The 18,747-nt window shown below is 60.8% G+C and carries 14 protein-coding genes and 1 tRNA gene; 8 read left to right on the top strand and 7 right to left on the bottom strand.

Features of this window, described 5'->3' with window-relative positions:
• Together LCL94_RS13395 and LCL94_RS13390 are read right to left on the bottom strand one after the other, a co-directional pair.
• On the bottom strand, nt 1-2,673 hold a 2,673-nt coding region (locus LCL94_RS13395; RefSeq protein ID WP_224832629.1), incomplete at its 3' end, for a DUF11 domain-containing protein.
• A gap of 663 nt (nt 2,674-3,336) precedes the next feature.
• Nucleotides 3,337-3,426 (bottom strand) — tRNA-Ser (locus LCL94_RS13390).
• A 120-nt stretch (nt 3,427-3,546) separates the two neighbouring features.
• On the opposite strand from LCL94_RS13390, the gene LCL94_RS13385 reads away from it, so the two are divergent.
• From LCL94_RS13385 to mazG, 8 genes are all read left to right on the top strand, one after another.
• The gene (locus tag LCL94_RS13385; RefSeq protein ID WP_224832727.1) at nt 3,547-4,566 is read left to right on the top strand and encodes a lytic transglycosylase domain-containing protein; all 1,020 of its coding nucleotides are present in this window, start codon (nt 3,547-3,549) and stop codon (nt 4,564-4,566) included.
• 214 nt (nt 4,567-4,780) lie between these two features.
• A complete protein-coding gene (locus tag LCL94_RS13380) occupies nt 4,781-5,908 on the top strand; it encodes a D-alanyl-D-alanine carboxypeptidase family protein (RefSeq protein ID WP_224832628.1) in 1,128 nt (375 codons plus the stop codon).
• Nucleotides 5,905-6,543, top strand: a complete 639-nt coding sequence (gene tmk, locus LCL94_RS13375; RefSeq protein ID WP_224832726.1) for a dTMP kinase — start codon at nt 5,905-5,907, stop codon at nt 6,541-6,543. The genes LCL94_RS13380 and tmk overlap by 4 nt, the downstream gene beginning before the upstream one ends.
• The gene (locus tag LCL94_RS13370; protein ID WP_224832627.1) at nt 6,543-7,493 is read left to right on the top strand and encodes a DNA polymerase III subunit delta'; all 951 of its coding nucleotides are present in this window, start codon (nt 6,543-6,545) and stop codon (nt 7,491-7,493) included. Before tmk ends, LCL94_RS13370 begins: the two co-directional genes overlap by 1 nt.
• Nucleotides 7,486-9,045: a methionine--tRNA ligase gene (gene metG / locus LCL94_RS13365; protein WP_263611782.1), complete on the top strand. Its 1,560-nt coding sequence runs from the start codon at nt 7,486-7,488 to the stop codon at nt 9,043-9,045. Before LCL94_RS13370 ends, metG begins: the two co-directional genes overlap by 8 nt.
• On the top strand, nt 9,045-9,821 hold the full coding sequence (locus LCL94_RS13360) for a TatD family hydrolase (protein ID WP_224832724.1): 777 nt from the start codon (nt 9,045-9,047) through the stop codon (nt 9,819-9,821). The genes metG and LCL94_RS13360 overlap by 1 nt, the downstream gene beginning before the upstream one ends.
• Nucleotides 9,818-10,585 (top strand): MBL fold metallo-hydrolase, encoded by a 768-nt coding sequence (locus LCL94_RS13355; protein ID WP_224832626.1) that lies wholly within the window; start codon nt 9,818-9,820, stop codon nt 10,583-10,585. The genes LCL94_RS13360 and LCL94_RS13355 overlap by 4 nt, the downstream gene beginning before the upstream one ends.
• A 277-nt stretch (nt 10,586-10,862) precedes the next feature.
• The gene (mazG, locus tag LCL94_RS13350) at nt 10,863-11,624 is read left to right on the top strand and encodes a nucleoside triphosphate pyrophosphohydrolase (RefSeq protein ID WP_224832625.1); all 762 of its coding nucleotides are present in this window, start codon (nt 10,863-10,865) and stop codon (nt 11,622-11,624) included.
• Here the strand turns inward: mazG and hflX are convergent.
• The 5 genes from hflX to LCL94_RS13325 all read right to left on the bottom strand — a co-directional run bounded on the left by hflX (nt 11,619) and on the right by LCL94_RS13325 (nt 18,746).
• Nucleotides 11,619-12,920, bottom strand: a complete 1,302-nt coding sequence (gene hflX / locus LCL94_RS13345; RefSeq protein WP_224832624.1) for a GTPase HflX — start codon at nt 12,918-12,920, stop codon at nt 11,619-11,621. The two genes, mazG and hflX, sit on opposite strands and share 6 nt — an antisense overlap.
• A gap of 17 nt (nt 12,921-12,937) precedes the next feature.
• The gene (hfq, locus tag LCL94_RS13340; RefSeq protein ID WP_160607096.1) at nt 12,938-13,477 is read right to left on the bottom strand and encodes an RNA chaperone Hfq; all 540 of its coding nucleotides are present in this window, start codon (nt 13,475-13,477) and stop codon (nt 12,938-12,940) included.
• A 164-nt stretch (nt 13,478-13,641) separates the two neighbouring features.
• Nucleotides 13,642-15,024 carry a sigma-54-dependent transcriptional regulator gene (locus tag LCL94_RS13335; RefSeq protein WP_224832623.1) on the bottom strand — a complete coding sequence of 461 codons (1,383 nt, stop codon included), beginning with the start codon at nt 15,022-15,024 and terminating at the stop codon, nt 13,642-13,644.
• Between the two features lie 4 nt (nt 15,025-15,028).
• A complete protein-coding gene (locus tag LCL94_RS13330) occupies nt 15,029-17,269 on the bottom strand; it encodes an ATP-binding protein (protein WP_224832622.1) in 2,241 nt (746 codons plus the stop codon).
• A gap of 61 nt (nt 17,270-17,330) precedes the next feature.
• Nucleotides 17,331-18,746 carry a sigma-54-dependent transcriptional regulator gene (locus LCL94_RS13325; protein WP_224832621.1) on the bottom strand — a complete coding sequence of 472 codons (1,416 nt, stop codon included), beginning with the start codon at nt 18,744-18,746 and terminating at the stop codon, nt 17,331-17,333.
• Nucleotide 18,747 lies beyond the last annotated feature (1 nt).

Here is an 18,747-nt window from a genome sequence, read left to right as displayed (position 1 = left end):
CTCGTCACCGCCTTCATAGCAGTTGGTGTCGATCATCAGCTGGGTCACCTCGACGGTGAACACCCAGGTCCAGGTCTCGCCTACGTCGAGCAGGCCGTTCTCGTCGCCGCTCTCGACATAGACCAGGCCGCTGGTGTCGTAGCCGGCGCCTTCGAACAGGTCGGTCACGTCGACATCGCTCAGCGTCACATTGCCTTCGTTGGCAACCGTGATGCGGTAGGTGATCGTATCGCCTGCCGTGTCGATGATGCCGTCCTCGTCGAGGCTCTCGTCCTCGTTGTTGACCGACACCACCTCCTTCAGGATCGAGATGTCGGGGTCGACCTCGAGCGGCACATCCTCGTCATCGCTGACCGGCTCGGTCTGGTCGCTGTAGGCGGTCGCCGTGTTGTCGAGGAAGGCTGGCAGCACGTCGTCGGGCTCGATCGTACCGTTCGAGTCCATATCGTCCTGCGTCACCTCGTAGGTGAGGTTCTCGAAGGTGTAGCTCTCGCCCGGTGCCAGCGTGCCGTCACCGGCCACTGCCAGTTCAAGGCCGGTGAGCGGATCGCTCACCTTCACGCCGGTCAGGGTGACATTGCCGTCGTTGGTCACCGTCACTTCGTAGGTGACGATATCACCGGCGGCATCGATCGTGCCTTCGGCACCGTCGCCGTCGACGTCGATCACCACCTTGTCGATGGACAGCACCGGATCGCAGTCGATCGGGGTGTTGACGGTGGAGGGGCCGTCGCTGACCTGCTGCTCGCCGAACAGCGCCGTGACGCTGGCCGAGTTGGTGATCTGCTCGTCACCGCCTTCATAGCAGTTGGTGTCGATCATCAGCTGGGTCACCTCGACGGTGAACACCCAGGTCCAGGTTTCGCCTACGTCGAGCAGGCCGTTCTCGTCGCCGCTCTCGACATAGACCAGGCCGCTGGTGTCGTAGCCGGCGCCTTCGAACAGGTCGGTCACGTCGACATCGCTCAGCGTCACATTGCCTTCGTTGGCAACCGTGATGCGGTAGGTGATCGTATCGCCTGCCGTGTCGATGATGCCGTCCTCGTCGAGGCTCTCGTCCTCGTTGTTGACCGACACCACCTCCTTCAGGATCGAGATGTCGGGCGTGACGACAACCGGCACATCTTCAATATCGAAGTCGGAAACCGTGCCGCCCTGGCCGTTGAACGACCAGCTGGCTTCGACGTCCACGCGGTTGTCGATGTCCTCGTCGAAGTCACCGTCGCCGAAGATATCGATGCCGTCTGTATCCAGCGTGGACTGGTCGACGACATGGGTCGAATTGAAGATCCACGTCTCGCCGACATCCAGAATGTCGTCATTGTCCGTATCGCCGCTGACGTAAACCAACGTGTCGGCATTGATATCCGTGAGCGAGGTGATGTCGAGATCGACATTACCTTCGTTGGCCACCGAAATGACGTAATTGACCACGTCGCCGGCCGCATCGGCACCCGGAACGAGCTTGTTCTCGCCGCCGCTGCCTATGATCGAGATGGCTTCTTTCTCGATGACGATGAGCGGATTGGCGAGGAAGTTGCCGACCTGCACGGGCGCATAGGCAGTGCCGGTGAATGTGATTGTATGGCCGCCGTTCACGTCTCCCGTTGTCAGGACCCAGTCGCCCGACTGATCGGGAAGGAGGTCCGCGATCTGCTGCGCGGTGAAGGCGTTGTTGGCCGTGTCGATATCGTCTTCGGACAGGATCTCGTAAATCTTGTAACTCTCGGCATCAACCAGGCTGGCGAATTGGAAGACACCTCCGGCACCGGAGACCGCGGTGAGTTCACCGGCGTCGTAAAGGCCATCACCGTCGATATCGATGAACATCGTGAAGCCGGAAAGCCCGGTTTCGTTCGCGTCCTTGATGCCATCACCGTCAAGATCGCCGAACTTCACGCCCGAAACCTTGGGCGCGACGATCGTGTTCCACTCGTTGAATGCACCATCGTCCGGCGGCGTCGGGCCGAACTGCGAGAAGAGGGTCATGAAGGAATCGCCGTGGGCACCGGCGGCTTCGAACATGGCGACAGGCAGATAGAAGATGTAGTCCTGCTTGCCTTGGCCGGCCCCGAGATCGTCCAGAACCAAGGTCTTGTCCCCGCCCGTGGACGGATCATCGAGATCGAACACCAGTTGATACTTCTGGCCTGCACCGACCCCGTCGAAAGCCAGGCCGGACTGGTCGGTATCGTAGATGTAATCAGCGAACGTCGCCTCGGTATCGGAAATGAATATCTGCATTTCCGTAAGGCCGAGCAGGTTGTCGACGTTCTCGTTTATGTCGAGATTGATGACATAATACGCCTCGAGACCAGGCAGGCCGTCTAGGTCGAGATAGACGATCGGAATGTCTTTCAACTGGATGGCGTTGGTCTTCGCATCATCCATGTCGGTACCAGCGTCTTTGTTTTGCTTTTGCGTATTGTCTTGAAGATTGAAACCGCGGCTCGTGCCCTGAGCGTTCACCCTTAGGAACGGGTTGAAGAGGCCGGTGCCGGTCGAGCCGTAGGCCTGCGATTCATCGAAGTTCAGGTGCTTGATGAAGATACCCAGATCGGCGGTGGTGATGTCATCGTCCGCGAGGAACTCTGCACCGTACCAGCCTGCACCGTCGAGATTCAGGTCTTCGTCGTCGTTATCGGCGGGCGCGAGATCATAAATGTCGGTCATCCCAACTCTCCAAAAAGACCGCACCAGATCGACTGGACGGGGTCACATACTGCGTTGGCCGGAATGACAGGTGGGCTGGAACCGGAGGGGGGATCAGGCTCCTGCCATAAGGCCGTTATTCGACGACCAGCGGGCAAGCGAGCTGTTTGGCTGCGCATTACGCGTCTGGATTGCTCCCGGATTGGAGCGAGCGGACCCGGAAATTTTTTGGAATATTGCTTGAAGGGCAGCAGGAGATGCGGCTGCAGTATTCATGCGCGCGCCGGACCGCACCCATAAGGTGGTCGCAGCGCAGGCCTTGCCAGCATTGTTCCCCTCTGCACGCATGTCATGCCCTCTATTGCGTAAAGCTCTAGAAGCTGACCCTGGCGGCGCTATCGCCGCTCCGTCTTTTCAAGCACTTGGCCTACGATGTGGAGCGGGAAGGCAACTGAATGGCCTTCGACACTCCCAGACGATCAGTCCGGTAAGTTGCATCGCAAGGCGGCCCAGAATTTGCTGTTATGCCCGGTTGCAGGAGATGAAACGACTCGATCCAACAGGGTTAACGAAAAGTTAACCGCGGAGGATGCCAAGTCAACTGCTTTGTTTTGGCGGGTGTTTTTTGACGCTTCTATACATTTTAGCGCCGCAGCTTCCACAGGGGCGGGCCTGAGAAAAAGGTGGCGGACAGGGTGGGATTCGAACCCACGGTGGGCGTGAACCCACGGCGGTTTTCAAGACCGCTGCATTCAACCACTCTGCCACCTGTCCGCAGCGAAAGAGGCGCTAGCGGCAAGGAATGCACTTGTCATCCCGGAACTCGTGACAGTTCTCAGGGATAATGCTTCACATGACATCTGCCGTTCACTTGGTTACTGCGAAGCTATGCTCATGACGTTACGCCCGATTTTGTCCTTCGCGACCGCGCTTTTGCTCTGCATCCCGGTAGCACCGGCAAGTGCACAGTCGATGTCGTTCGATGCCTATCTGCAATTGTTGATCGCCCGGGCGAGGGCCGAGGGCGTCAGCGAAGCGACGCTTCAGCGCATGACGGAAGGGCTGGAACCCAGCCAGCGGGTCATCCAGCTGGACCGGTCGCAGCCGGGTTCATCGACTGGTTCGGGATACCCACCGCTCGCGCCGTATATCGCCACCCATGTCGACGACGCGCGCATTTCCGGCGGACGGCGAGCCTATTCCGCGGCCCGCGGCGAGCTTGCATCAATCGAGCGGGAATACGGAGTTCCCGGCGAAATACTGACAGCTATCTGGGGGCATGAAACTGCCTATGGCGCGGTCAAGGGCGGCTTCGACCTCGCTCAGGCTCTCGCTACGCTGGCATGGGAAGGTCGCAGGCGCGAACTGTTCGCCGACGAATTCGTCGCCCTCATGAAGGTAGCTGACAAGGGCTACCCTCGTAGCCAACTCAAGGGCAGCTGGGCCGGGGCATTCGGCAATCCGCAATTCCTGCCCAGCGTATACCTGCGTCTCGCGACTGACGGTAATGGCGATGGCCGGGCCGACATCATGAACAGTCGTGCCGACACGCTGGCTTCGATCGCCAACTATTTCCGCGATGCCGGGTGGCGAAGCGGTCAGCCCTGGGGCGTGCGAGCCTATATGCCGAGCGGGTTCGACATCGACCGCTACCGCACCAGGATCGAAGCCCCGGTCTGCTCGCGCGTCCATGAGCGTCACAGCCAGTACAAGACCGTCGAGGAATGGCGCGAACTGGGTGTACAGCCCCAGCGGCCGCTTGCTCCCGGCACGCAAGCCACGATCTTCCAGCCTGACGGCCCAGGAACTCCGGCATGGCTGCTAACTTCGAATTATCGCGTGATACTGGAGTACAATTGCTCGAATTACTACGCGATGAGCGTCGGGCTGCTGGCTGACGAAATCACCCGGTAACAGGCCATCGAGATGGCTGATTACCCTTCGGCCAGTTGACAGCGTCTTGGGCACAGCCGCCGCCGCCTCAGCCGTGGACAGCCTTCCGATCCTCTCGCAATGGCTGCAACGCGTGGTTATAGGGTGACCTGATCGAGATACCCTTGCATTTTCGCCGGAATGCCGGCGCGGAGCCGGCTTGCGTAAGAATTCCAGAATTGCCCTGATCTCCTCCGTGTCCCTGCTATTTGCAGGGCAGGCGAGCGCGCAGGATCGCCAGCCCGCGGGGCCTCCCAACGCGGAGGATGCTCCGATTGCGTTTCTCCTCGATCTGACCAGCGGGCAGGTGCTGTTCGCACGCGAAGAAGACAGGCGTTTTATGCCTGCATCGATCACCAAGGTGATGACGACTTTCCTTGCTTTCGAGTGGATGGAAGAGGGCAAGATAGTCCCTCAGCAAGTGGTCACTGTCCGGCCCGAATTGTGGCGGAAGTGGCGTGGCGTAGGCTCGACGATGTTCCTTGCCAGCGGCGCGCGAGTGACCATGGACGACCTCGTGCACGGAGTGACGACGGTTTCCGCAAATGACGGTGCCGCCGTATTGGCCGAAGGCGCCGCCGGATCGGTCGATGCATGGGTCGCCGCGATGAACGCGAAAGCCTCCGAAATCGGGATGCGAGACAGCCATTTCGGCACTCCGAATGGATGGATGGACGACGGCAAGACCTTCGTTACCGCGCGCGATCTCTCTACTCTGGCAGCGGCCTTGATCCGCAAGCATCCGACCAAATACCGCCATTTCGTAGGGCAGACCGAGTTCACCTACAACGAGATCACCCAACCAAATCACGATCCCATCAGCGGCAAGGTGCCGGGTGCGGATGGAATCAAGACCGGTTTCACCAACCAGGCAGGATATGGCTTCCTGGGATCGGCACAGCGCAACGGGCGCAGGCTGATCATGGTCGTCGCCGGAGCGCCACGCGCGCGAGTGCGGGATCGGGCTTCGCGCGACCTGCTCGAATGGGGGTTTCGCAGTTTCGACCAGCAGCAGTTTTTCGCTCCCGGGACTGTGCTCGGAGAGGCTGATGTCCAAGGCGGAGACAGCGGTTCGGTCGGCCTCGTCGCGCGGCGAGGCGTGTTCCTGAGCATGCCGAAGAACCACCAGGGCAAGGTCTCGATGACAATCCGGTACGACGGGCCGCTGCGGGCACCCGTTGCCACAGGCGAGAAGATTGCCGAATTGCTAGTGCAGGTCGAAGGCCTGCCCGAATACTCTGTACCGCTGGTGGCGGAAGAGGCGGTCGAGGAAGCCGGCTTCTTCGACCGGGTCATCAACGGCGTACGCGGGTGGCTCAGATGACGAGCGGCAGGTTCATCGTCTTCGAAGGCGGGGAGGGGATGGGCAAGTCCACCCAGGCCCGCCTGCTCGTCGAGAGTCTCGAAAGTAACGGGATCAAGGCTCGATTGACACGTGAACCGGGCGGCACTCCCGGGGCCGAAGCGATACGCTCCCTCTTGCTCGATCCACCCGGCGATGGGTGGGGACCGGAAGCCGAGGCCCTGCTGTTTGCAGCCGCTCGGGCCGATCACGTGGCTCGACTGATCCGCCCAGCACTCGAACGGGGCGAGTGGGTCGTTTGCGATCGCTTCCTCGATTCCAGCAGGGCCTACCAGGGTAGGGCAGGGGGAGTAGGCGATGAGGCCGTGCTGGGCCTGCATGCGATCGGTAGCGGCGGCCTACTACCGGACCTTACTCTCGTCCTCGCAGCAGAAACGTCCCAAGTGGCGCAACGCTTGCGCGAACGCGATGGCGACGAGGCCGATGCGATCGGCGGCCGCAGCGATGCCTATCATAGCGAGGTTAATGCAGCCTTCGCGAGATTCGCTGACGAGGAACCCGCGCGTTTCCGCATGATCGACGGTGACGGTTCGATCGACGAAGTTCGGGAGCGGGTATGGCAAGCCGTCGCCCCGCTGTTCGAGACAGGGAAATAATGACGTTGCTCGGCCATGATCGCGCCTGGAGTGAATGGCGCAGCGCGATGGGCGGCGAGCGAATGCATCATGCCTGGCTCCTCGCGGGCCGGAAGGGTCTGGGGAAGGCGAGCTTCGCACAGGCGGCAGCTCGCGAACTGGTCGGGGCCAGCCCGGACACAGGTGACCACCCCGATATTCTTACGCTCACCTATGGTCCGAAGAACAAGGAAGAGGCCAAGAAGCGCGACGACGGTAAGCCTTTCGAACTGGCGCGCGGCATCAAGGTGGAACAGGTGCGCGAAGTACAGCGACGCCTGACCACCAGACCGACGATGGGAAGCCGCCGTGCGGTGATCATCGACCCGTCGGACGACATGGAGGTGGGCGCCTCGAACGCGCTGCTCAAGAGCCTGGAAGAACCGCCGGCAGGGACTTTCTTCCTGCTGGTCGCGCATAATCCGGCGCGGCTTCTGCCGACTATCCGGTCCCGGTGCAGGACCATGCGTTTTCCTGCGCTGTCCAAAGCGGAGATGGATAATCTCCTTCGCGAACTTTCACCCGATACGGACATCGCAACCCGCGATGCGGCAATCGCGGCCGCGGCAGGGTCACCGGGCAATGCGTTGTCGTTCGTGGCCCTTGGTCTTGGCCACGCCGGCCAGTTGATGCGCAGAATCATCGAAACGGGCGACCGTGACTTCTCGCTGCGCGGCCAGCTGGCAGGCGAAATCGGGATGAAGCAGGATATTCCGAGGCTGCAGGCAATCCTCGACCTCGCGCGCGCCATCCTTGCCGAACGCATTGACCAGGCCGGACCCGATCCGCGCATCTTGGTGGACAAGCACGCCGAGCTTGTGAGGCTGTCGGCAGAGCAGCCCACGTATAATTTCGATCCCGGATTGCTCGCGATGGAAATCGGAACCTTGCTCGTCTCCGCAGGTGAGGCTAGCGAGCGCGCAAATGGCTGACCCTTTCTACATTACCACCGCAATCCACTATCCCAACGGCAAGCCGCATATCGGCCATGCCTACGAAACGATTGCCGCCGATGTCATCGCGCGTTTCCAGCGGCTGATGGGACGCGATGTGCGCTTCCAGACCGGGACTGACGAGCACGGCCTGAAAATGGCCCAGAAAGCCCGCGACCTCGGGAAGACACCGCGCGAGCTGGCCGACGAAATGTCCGGGGCTTTCCGCGAGCTCTTCGACCGTCTCGATATCACCTACGATCGCTTCATCCGCACCACGGACGAGGATCATCACAAGGCAAGCCGCGCGATCTGGGAAGCGATGGAGGCGAAGGGTGACCTGTACCTCGACCGCTACGAGGGATGGTACTCGGTTCGTGACGAGGCCTATTACGACGAAAAGGAACTCGTCGATGGGGAGGGGGGCGAAAAACTCTCGCCCCAGGGCACTCCGGTCGAATGGACCGAGGAAGAGACCTGGTTCTTCCGGCTGTCCAACTATGCGGAACCGCTGCTCGAGCTTCTCAAATCTCCGGGATTCCTCGAGCCGGCGAGTCGCCGCAACGAGATGATCGCCTTCGTCGAAGGCGGCCTCAAGGACCTGTCGGTTTCGCGCACCAGCTTCGATTGGGGCGTGAAAGTGCCGGGGCATGACAGTCATGTCATGTATGTCTGGGTCGATGCACTGACGAACTACATCACCGGCCTCGGTTATCCGGATGGCGGCGAGCTCTGGCAGAAGTACTGGCCGGCCAGCTTGCACCTGATCGGCAAGGACATTGTCCGGTTCCACACCATCTACTGGCCCGCCTTCCTCATGAGCGCCGGGATCCCGGTCCCGCAGAAGGTTTTCGGGCACGGGTTCCTGCTCAATCGCGGGGTCAAGGAATCGAAATCGGCCGGAAATGTCACCGATCCCAACGATCTGGTCGACCTGTTCGGTGTGGACTCGTTGCGATACTTCCTGATGGCAGAAGTCGTCTTCGGCAAGGATGGCAGCTATTCGGCAGAAGCCCTTGTAAACAAGGTGAATGCGGAACTGGCGAACAGCTTCGGCAACCTTGCCCAGCGCACGCTTTCGATGATCACGAAGAACATGGACGGCAAGCTCGAGGCTTTCGAGACCAATGACGATGACAAGGCGCTTCTTTCGACTGTCCGTAGTGTTTGCGCAGAGGTCCTGCCGCAGGAATTCGAAGCCCTGAATTTCAGTGTGGGCATCGAAGCGTGGCTCAAGGCAGTCTTCGCCTGCAATGCCTATGTCGACGAACAGGCGCCGTGGGGTCTGAAAAAGACCGATCCGGAACGCATGAAGGCGGTTCTCCAGACGCTTTTCCTCGCCATCCGCGACTTGGCGATTGCTATCCAGCCTGTCGTTCCGACCAAGGCAGCAGCCGTACTCGACCAACTCGGAGTTCAAGCCGGAAAGCGGGCATATGCCGATCTTGCAGATTACAGCTGGTTCGATGAACTGGTCTCGGCTGGCCATGTTGTCGACAAGCCCATGCCCGTGTTCCCGCGCCTCGAATTGCCCGATCCCGAGGCAGCGTGATGCTCGTCGATAGCCACTGCCATCTAGAGTACAAAGGCCTGGTGGAAGAGCGGGACGAAGTGCTCACCCGCGCGCGCGCTGCCGGCGTGGGCGCTTTCCTCAATATCTCCACCAAACAGGCAGAATGGCAGCAAGTCGTGGGTACGGCCAACGCGCAGCCCGATGTCTGGGCCAGCGTCGGGATCCACCCGCACAATGCCGATGACCACCCCGGGCTGACACGAGACGAACTCCTGGAGGCCACTCACGATCCCCGGGTCATCGGGATCGGCGAAACCGGCCTCGACTATTACTACGACCATTCCGATCGTGCAGCACAGCGCGATCTCTTCCGCCTGCACATCGACGTGGCGCGTGAAGTGCAGCTTCCGGTGATCATCCACACACGCGATGCGGAAGAAGACACCCTCGCCATCCTGTCGGAAGAAATGGGGAAGGGGGCATTCCCCGCTCTGATCCATTGCTTCACCGCGTCGCCCGAGTTCGGGGAGCGGGTGCTGGAGCTCGGCCTGTCGATCTCGATATCAGGCATCGTGACCTTCAAGAACGCCAAGGAACTGCAGGAATTCGCACGGGAAATCCCTCAGGACAAGCTACTCGTTGAAACCGATAGCCCGTTCCTTGCGCCTGTTCCTCATCGCGGCAAGACTTGCGAACCGGGCTACGTTGGGGACACCGCGCGCTTCCTTGCCGATCTGCGCGGCGAGAGCTTCGATGAACTGTCCCGCGTGACGACGGACAACTTCTACCGCCTCTTCGCCAAGGCAGCCGCGTGAAGTTCATCATGCTCGGATCGGGAACGTCAACGGGCGTTCCGCGCATCGGGAATGACTGGGGCGAATGCGATCCGTCAGAGCCGCGCAACCGGCGTAGCAGGGTGTCGATCATCGTCGAAAACGACGCGGGTCAGCGCATCCTTGTAGACACGTCAACCGATTTGCGAGCCCAGCTATTGGCCAACGGGATCGATAAGGTCGACGCGGTCTTCTGGACGCACGACCATGCCGACCATTGTCACGGCATCGATGATTTGCGCGTCATGCGCTATGATCGAAGCAATCCCTTACCGGGCTTTGCTAACACTAGGACATGCAAGAACCTGCTGCGACGTTTCGACTATATTTTCGAGGGTCAGCACGGTTATCCGACCTTGATGAGCCTCAAAGACGTGTCAGAAGTTCAACTTGTTGCTGGATTTTCTTTCGATTATGTCGAGATGCCGCACGGGCCGGTGACAAGCACCGGTTTCCGGTTCGAAGCTGACGGGAAGTCCATCGTTTACGCGACGGATTTCAGCGAGATCACCAAGGATATGGTCGATTGCTTCAAGGGCACCGACATCCTCGTGGTCGATTGCCTGCGCCGCCGGCCGCATCCAACGCATGCCCACCTGGACATGGCAATCGACCTTGCGCGGCGGTGCAAGGCAAGAACTGCCGTACTGACGCATCTCGACAAGACCATGGATTACGCCTCGCTGGTGGCCGAAGTCCCGAGCGGCATCGTAGTCGGGTATGACGGACTGGAACTGAAAGCATGAATGCTGGGGCGTGGATGTGGGCCGCTGTCATGAGCGCATTGGCCTTCGTTTATCTCAGAGGGATGCGATCCGATGGGCTCAACGGAAGCAAGATGGTCAAGATCGCCTTGATCTGGGTGGCGATAATCGTCGGTGCATATGTGCTCGTGAGTTGGGCGACGGGAATGTCATGATCGCCCGACATATTACTTAACATAATATATATTATCCATCTTAATGTAGAAACAATCCGTATCGCAGGCTTCCCCCCTCTCCAAGCCTCACGTACACAAAAGCCATGGCAAACGAGATTGATCGACTCCTCCGGAAAATGGCGCGGCTGCGCGACAAGGAACGAGGCTGCGAATGGGATACAGCTCAAACGTTCTCGACGATCGCCCCCTACACCATAGAGGAAGCCTACGAGGTAGCAGACGCTATCGAGCGCAACGATATGGGAGAACTGCGCGGCGAACTCGGAGATCTCCTCTTCCAAGTCGTCTTCCACGCCCAAATAGCGAAGGAAACCGGTCATTTCGGCTTCGAAGAAGTTGCCAAGACAATTTCAGACAAGATGGAAGCACGCCACCCACACATCTTCGGCTCGGAAGATGGCGTGATGGTGGAATCTCGCTGGGAGGACCTCAAGGCCGCGGAACGCCAGGCAGAAGGGGCAACCAGCGCGATGGATGGCGTTGCATCGGCACTACCTGCATTGCTGCGAGCGCAGAAATTACAGAAACGTGCCGCGCGCCACGGCTTCGATTGGCCCGATACCGAAGGCCCGCGCGCCAAGGTCGTCGAAGAGATCGAGGAACTCGACACCGCCACTCTTGACCAGCGCGCCGAAGAGGCAGGCGATTTCCTTTTCGCGGCCGTCAATCTTGTCCGCGCATACGGGATAGATGCAGAAGAAGCCCTGCGGGCCGCCAACCGAAAATTCGAAAGACGTTTCCGCGAGATGGAGGAAATAGCCGGAGGCGATTTCGAGCAACGCAATCTCGAACAGCAGGAAGAGCTCTGGCAGGAGGTCAAGCGGCGCGAGAAAGCGCGGTTATAGCGACTGGAACTGGCCCAGCTCCTTGGGATTGAGCCGGACGGTGAACCGTCGCAAGGATTGCCCGTCGCTTTCACCTGCGTCGGCTTCCTCAAGTACATCCCCATGCGCATGAAGCCAGGCGATTCGTTTGCCGTCGCTGGATGGCAAGACGAACTCTCGAACCGTCGCCCGCGAAGTCAGCATTTGGCCAACCCGATCGAGAAAACCATCGACGCCCTCTCCGGTCAGTGCGGACAGCGCGATTATTCCTTCGTCATCCTCCGCAACCTTGGCCAGTTCCTCCGCCTGGTTGGCATCCAGCAGATCCCACTTGTTCCAGACCTCCAGGATGGGGACTTTCGGGTCCTGCCCTTCCCCGTCGATCACCCCAAGCTCCCCCAGGACCTCGAGTACCTGGAGCTTCTGCGCTTCCGACGATGGATTGGAAATGTCACGGACGTGGCAGATGAGGTCAGCTGCGGTTACTTCCTCGAGCGTCGCGCGGAAGGCGGCGACAAGCTGCGTCGGCAAATCGGAGATGAAACCGACCGTATCGGACAGGATTGCCTTCTCGACACCGGGCAAGGAGATTGCCCGCATCGTCGGGTCGAGGGTTGCGAAGAGCAGGTCCTCGGCCATGACATCCGCACCCGTCAAGCGATTGAATAGAGTGGACTTTCCCGCGTTCGTGTAGCCGACGAGGGCAACAACAGGCCACGGTGCCCGCTCGCGCCTTTCGCGGTGGAGGCCCCGCGTCTTGCGGACCTGCTCCAGTTCCTTGCGCAGCCGCGCCATGCGCTGGCGGATCATCCGCCGGTCTGCCTCGATCTGGGTTTCACCCGGGCCGCCGAGGAAACCGAAACCACCGCGCTGCCGCTCGAGGTGGGTCCAGCTGCGCACCAGCCTGCTCTGCTGGTAATCCAGATGGGCCAATTCGACCTGCAAGCGCCCTTCCGCGGTCGCAGCCCGCTCGCCGAAGATTTCAAGGATCAAGCCGGTCCGGTCGATGACTTTTCGCGCCAGCTTGTCTTCGAGATTGCGTTGCTGGATCGGGCTGAGGGCACCGTCCACCACGACAAGCTCGGCATCGTTTAGCTCGCAGGCAATGCGGATGTTTTCCACCTGCCCCGCACCGAACAGCAGGTTGGGCTTCACATCGCGAACCGGCAGCACGAAGCTGTCGGCAATGACGATACCGATCGCCAGCGCAAGTCCTTCCGCTTCCTGAAGCCGGCTGTCGGCATCAAGGTCATAGCGAATGCCCCGGATATCCGGGCAAACGACAAGGGCCCGCGCACCGCGCGAGACCTCGCCCATCAAATTGTCATCGAAACTCAGTGTTCGTCCTCGTCCCAGTCTTCGCTAAGGTCGACCGGCGTCGCCGGCTGGATCGTCGACACCGCGTGCTTGTAGGCAAGCTGCACATAGCCATCGCGTTCGAGCAGCATGCAGAAAAGGTCGTAAGCCGCGATCTTGCCCTGGAGCATGACGCCGTTGACGAGGAACATCGTCACCTGCGCTTCGGCTTCTCGCACGCGGCTCAGGAACACATCCTGGAGCAAGCGCTGCTTGGCGCCGGAACCTTGGCTGGCAAACTGTTCCGCATCGATCGGCTGCCCCGGCATGATCGTGCTGACGGCATGCTTGTAGACGAGCTGCGACTGTCCATCACGGCGCAGCAGGATCGAGAAATTATCGAACCACGTCACGATGCCCTGCAGCTTCACACCCTTTACCAGGAATACGGTTACGGGCGTCTTGTTCTTCCGCAAGAGGTTGAGAAACGCGTCTTGCAGGCTGGGCGCCTTGCCCTTGTGCTGCGCTTCATCCTGCTTGGGTCGCGGGCGCGCGGAAAGCGTGCGTTCGCTGGCCATTGTCCTGCTCCTTTTCTTGGCGAACGCTTTCGCGATCGCAATCTGGGCGCAACCACCGCGCCCGAATTCCGGAGTTGCCACCGGAACATGCGCAATATGTGGCATTTCATCGCGCAATCGCAATGAAATTTATTGCACACGTCCAAAAAGGAAAGTGTCGCGGCCTACTTGCGTTCGCCGTTCTTGCGCTCTGCCATGCCGAGGAGCTTCAGCTTGCGGTGGAGCGCCGAGCGTTCCATCCCGATGAAGCTGGCCGTTTTCGAGATATTGCCCGAAAACCGCCGGATCTGGATGGCGAGATACTCACGCTCGAAACTTTCCCGCGCTTCGCGCAAGGGGGCGCCCATCAGCTGGGCCATCCCGCCGGTTCCGCCTAGCTTGCCGCCGGTCACTTCTTCCGAAAGCATGTCAGCCTCCACAGTATCCAGCTGCTCGCGCGGGGTCAGGATGATGGTCCGCTCCACCACGTTGCGAAGCTGGCGCACATTGCCTGGCCAGTCATATGCCTGGAGTGCGGCCATGGCTTCTTCGCTGATTTCCGGCGGTCGGATGCCTTGTTCGATCGCGTATCGGGCGAAGAAATGCTCGGCCAAGACGGGAATGTCATCGCGCCGTTCAGCCAGCGAAGGAACCTCGACCGGAACAACGTTGAGGCGATAGAAGAGGTCTTCGCGGAACCGCTTTTCCTCCATCTCTGCCTTGAGGTCGCGCGCAGTGGAGGACACCACACGGACGTCCACCCCGATCTGCCGCGTCCCGCCTACGCGAACGAAGCTTTGCTCAGTAAGGACGCGCAGGATGCGGGCCTGCGTCGAGAGAGGCATGTCGGCTACTTCGTCGAGATAAAGCGTCCCGCCGTCAGCCGTTTCGAGCAGGCCGGGACGCACCAGCTTGCCTTCGGCTTCTTCGCCGAACAACTCTTCCTCGAAGCGCTCGGGCGTGATCCGCGCAGAGTTCACGATCACGAACGGCTTGTCGGCGCGGGTCGACCAGCTGTGTAGCAGGCGTGCTGCCACTTCCTTGCCCGAGCCGGCCGGGCCGCTGATGAGCACGCGACTTCCGGTGCTGGCCACGCGCTTGAGGGTGGCACGAACAGCATTGATAGCCGCCGAGTTGCCAGTGAATTCGCCGCCCTCGCCCATGCCTTCGCGCAGCCGCGAGTTTTCCCGGCGAAGGCGCTCCGTTTCGGTGGCGCGTTCCACTAGGTGAAGGAGGCGCTCTGCCTCGAACGGCTTCTCGATGAAGTCCATCGCGCCGCGGCTGACCGCCGAGACGGCCGTGTCGATATTGCCGTGACCAGAGAAGATAATGACCGGCAGTTCGGGCTCGCGCGCCTTGATCGCGTCTAGCACTTCGAGCCCGTCCATCTGGCTCCCGTGGAGCCACACGTCGAGGAGGACAAGACTAGGTCGCTTGGCATCGACCGCCTCGAGCGCAGACGAACTGTCGGCCGCGGTGCGGCATTCGTAGCCCTCGTCGCTCAAGACGCCTGCGACCAGGTCGCGAATATCGCGCTCGTCGTCGACTATCAGGATGTCGAGTGCCATTGAATTACCCTTCTGCTTTCTCGGTACTGTTCCGGTCGTCGCCCTTGGCGGCAGTCCGGTGGGGATCACGCGCAAACCTCAGCGTGACCCGCGTCCCTCCCCCATCGATGGAGGAGAAGTTCATTTCGCCGCCGTGTTCCTCGACGATCTTGTTCACGATCGCGAGGCCCAGGCCCGTGCCTTTCTCGCGCGTCGTTACATAGGGTTCGAGGATCCGCTCGCGGTCCTGCGGCAGGCCGATTCCGTTGTCGGTCACTGCGATCGTTATCGAGTCATCGTTCTCCGCCACCTCGACCTCGATACGGCCGCGATAATCGGCATCGGCATTTGCACCACGGGCCTCGATCGCCTCGGCGGCGTTCTTCAGGATATTGGTGACGGCCTGCCCCAGCTGGTGACGGTCTGCCTCAAGGCGCAAGGGCCCTTCGATTTCGGTCGCAAGTACATAATTGACCTGCGGATTGGCGACCTCCTGCAGGAACATCGACTGGCGGATGATGTCGAGCGCGTCTTCCTGTCGGAACACCGGCTTGGGCAGCCTCGCGAAGCTCGAGAACTCGTCGACCATCGTCCGCAATTCGCCCACCTGGCGCACGATCGTGTTGGTCAGTTCGTCGAACAATTCGCCATCCTGCTCGATCTGCTTGCGGTAACGCCGCTTGAGACGTTCCGTGGCAAGCTGGATCGGCGTAAGCGGGTTCTTGATTTCGTGCGCGATGCGACGTGCGACATCCGACCAAGCAGCCTGGCGCTGGTCCAGCAATTGGCGGGTAATATCCTCGAAGGTGATCACGTGGCCATCACCTTCCGGAACCAGCCTCACTGCGAGGGTCATCAGTTCGCCATGGCGCGAATGGCTGATCACGCCGCGGTCCAGTCCCGCCTCGACCAGCACCGCGATTTGCGGGATCATGGCATCAAGGGTTTCGGGATGCTCGCTCCCCTCCCCTCCTTCGAGAAGCATGTTCTGCGCCGGTGCATTCATCAGCAGCACGCGGCGTTTGCCGTCGATGGTGATGACGCCTGCGCTTACGGACTCCAGCACTGCCTCGATGAAGCTGCGCCGTTCCTCGAGTTCCTCGTTCGCACCGACCAGAGCGTCGGTCTGCTTTTCGAGTTGGGCAGTCATGCGGTTGAACGCGCGGTTGAGCAGGCCGATTTCGTCTGCGCCGGTCCGCCCTTCGACACGCAGCGAGAAGTTACCAGCGCCCACCTTGCGAGCCGCCGCCACAAGATCGGTCAGCGGCTCGACCTGGCGGTCCGCAAATCGTAAGGCGAACCAGACGGCGAGACCCACCAGCGCAAGGCTTACGAAATAGAGCGCCAGATTGAACCGCAACTGCAACGCCCGGGCACGCTTCGTCAGTTCTTCATAGGCGGTCGAAATCGAGCGAGCGCTTTCCCAGCTACGGAAGCTCGCAGCCTCGGCATTTCGCGCTGTGTAGAGATAGATACCGGCCGTCCGGTCGATCGGTGCTATCGCCTCGATCCGTTCGGGACTGCCCCGGATGATCACCGGCTCTCCGCCGCGCAGGGCGCGTTGGCTTTCCTCCGTAAAACCGACCGGATCGCTGCCTTGGTTGATGCCATAGACCACGGCCACGCGGGCGGTCCCGTCCGGCATCACCTGCATGATTGCGCTCTCGATGACGTCGCGCGGATCGGCCTGGTACTTGTAGACCAGCTGGAAGTCGGGATCGGTAATCTCGACCTGCTGGAGGATCGCCCGCATATCCATCGCCATCGAGATGGTTTCCTGCCCGAGGTCGAGCTGGTTGTCCTCGTAATACCGCTCGGCAAGGACGTTGGCGTTCTCCATCAGCCCGCGCGAATTGTCCGAGAACCAGAAATCGACGCCCGACTGGAACAGGACGGCGGCGAATGCCGAGACCAGCAGCGTCGGCACAGCCGCAATCATCGAGAAGAAAAACACCAGGCGCACGTGCAATCGCGCGGTGCTCCCTGCCGCCCTGCGTAGCGCCAGCCTTCTTCCGGCCAGGACGAGCAACGCCATGGCAGGGATAAGCGTCCCGATCAGGAGCACAGCAACCTGCCTGCTCGGCAGCAATTCACCTGTTGGCGGGGCCGTGGTGAATGCTGCCCATGTCGTCACAACCATAATGACGAAGGCGGCGAGCGCGATGATTTCGACCAGCGTGAAGAGGTTGGCACGGCGGGACGCCACAATGAAGCGGCGCCACCAGCGCGGCGGGGGTTTCTTCGAGGTGCCGGCAAGCGTCGCCATCGTGGCTAAGTTACGACACCTCTGTTGCACTTTTGCAAGGCCAAAAACGACGAAATGCCCATCAACGCCGCCTTACGAAGCGCTCCGGTTCGATCTGGAGGTCGCTCAGGCGCTTTCGCAGCGTGTTGCGGTTGATTCCCAGCAGTTGGGCCGCCCTCAGCTGATTGCCTTCGGTCTCCCGCAGCGCATGCTCGAACAGCGGCTTTTCGAAGGCCGCGAGAGCACCGTGATAGAGCGCCCCTGTAGGCTGGGGATTGTTTGCCAGCCATTCCTCCAATGCCTCTTCGATCCCGTCTCTTGCAGAAAGGATCTTCGCATCCACAGCGGACGGAAGAGCATCGACGACGGTCTGCCGATCGATCAGGTCGTCGCGCGCGAGCAGAGCAAGGCGGAAAACCACATTACGTAACTCGCGGACATTACCTTTCCAGAGCTGGCTCTCGAGGATGGCAACTGCATCGTCGGCTATCCGGTGCGCCGGAAGCCCTTCGGCGACCGCTTGCGACAGGAAATGCCGTACCAGCGCGCCAATATCCTCCTTGCGTTCCCGCAGTGGCGGGAGGTGAATAGGTACGACGTTCAAACGATAGTATAGGTCTTCGCGGAAGCGGCCTTGCGCGATCATCGGCACCAGGTCGCGGTTGGTCGCCGCGATAATGCGCACGTCGACGCCGATTTCCTGCCGCCCGCCGACGCGTCGGATCCGCCCTGATTGAAGTGCCCTCAGAAGGCGTGTCTGCGCTTCTGCTGGCATATCCCCGATTTCGTCGAGGAACAGGGTCCCCCCATTTGCCTGCTCGAACTTGCCGATCTGCTGCGAAACCGCGCCCGTGAAGGCACCGCGCTCATGACCAAACAGCTCGCTTTCCAGCAGGTCATGCGGGATCGCCGCCATGTTGACTGCCACGAATGGGCCGGTCCGGCGCGCGCCGAGCTGGTGGATGGCTTCGGCCACCAGTTCCTTGCCGGTTCCGCTCTCGCCGGTCACAAGTACCGAAAGGTCGTTGCGCAGGACCCGGGTAATCATCCGGTAGACGTCCTGCATGGCACGGCTGCGGCCGATCAGCGGAAGAGCTCCCTCCCCCTCGCCGCGATCGTCTGCTTCCGCTTTCGGGGACCGGCTGACAGCCTGCCGTACCGCCTGTGCCAATTCGTCGAGATCGAACGGCTTGGGGAAATACTCGAAGGCCTGGCTATCGCTGGCCCTTACTGCGGTATCGAGGGTGTTCTGGGCCGACAGCACGATGACCGGCATCCCCGGTGCCGCGTCCCGCACGGCGTCGATCGTCGCCAGCCCGTCACCGTCTTCCAGCATGACGTCGGTCAGCATGATGTCGAATACATGTCCCGCCAACAGGGTGTCGCGCCGCTCGATCGTGCTGCAGGCCGTGACGTCATGCCCCTCATCCCGCAGGGCCTCGGTAATTACCGTGGCGATCGCGCGATCATCTTCGACAAGGAGGACGCGGGTGGTCATC

Source organism: Qipengyuania gaetbuli (assembly GCF_020171365.1).
GTDB lineage: Bacteria > Pseudomonadota > Alphaproteobacteria > Sphingomonadales > Sphingomonadaceae > Qipengyuania > Qipengyuania gaetbuli_B.
This window is presented reverse-complemented; position numbering and strand designations above follow the sequence as displayed.

What these genes read in the sequence shown, in the direction of transcription:
- LCL94_RS13385 (WP_224832727.1), top strand. Translation starts at nt 3,547, where the DNA reads ATGACGTTACGCCCGATTTTGTCCTTCGCGACCGCGCTTTTGCTCTGC.
- tmk (WP_224832726.1), top strand. Translation starts at nt 5,905, where the DNA reads ATGACGAGCGGCAGGTTCATCGTCTTCGAAGGCGGGGAGGGGATGGGC.
- LCL94_RS13370 (WP_224832627.1), top strand. Translation starts at nt 6,543, where the DNA reads ATGACGTTGCTCGGCCATGATCGCGCCTGGAGTGAATGGCGCAGCGCG.
- metG (WP_263611782.1), top strand. Translation starts at nt 7,486, where the DNA reads ATGGCTGACCCTTTCTACATTACCACCGCAATCCACTATCCCAACGGC.
- LCL94_RS13360 (WP_224832724.1), top strand. Translation starts at nt 9,045, where the DNA reads ATGCTCGTCGATAGCCACTGCCATCTAGAGTACAAAGGCCTGGTGGAA.
- mazG (WP_224832625.1), top strand. Translation starts at nt 10,863, where the DNA reads ATGGCAAACGAGATTGATCGACTCCTCCGGAAAATGGCGCGGCTGCGC.
- hflX (WP_224832624.1), bottom strand. Translation starts at nt 12,920, where the DNA reads ATGGGCGAGGTCTCGCGCGGTGCGCGGGCCCTTGTCGTTTGCCCGGAT.
- hfq (WP_160607096.1), bottom strand. Translation starts at nt 13,477, where the DNA reads ATGGCCAGCGAACGCACGCTTTCCGCGCGCCCGCGACCCAAGCAGGAT.
- LCL94_RS13335 (WP_224832623.1), bottom strand. Translation starts at nt 15,024, where the DNA reads ATGGCACTCGACATCCTGATAGTCGACGACGAGCGCGATATTCGCGAC.
- LCL94_RS13330 (WP_224832622.1), bottom strand. Translation starts at nt 17,269, where the DNA reads ATGGCGACGCTTGCCGGCACCTCGAAGAAACCCCCGCCGCGCTGGTGG.
- LCL94_RS13325 (WP_224832621.1), bottom strand. Translation starts at nt 18,746, where the DNA reads ATGACCACCCGCGTCCTCCTTGTCGAAGATGATCGCGCGATCGCCACG.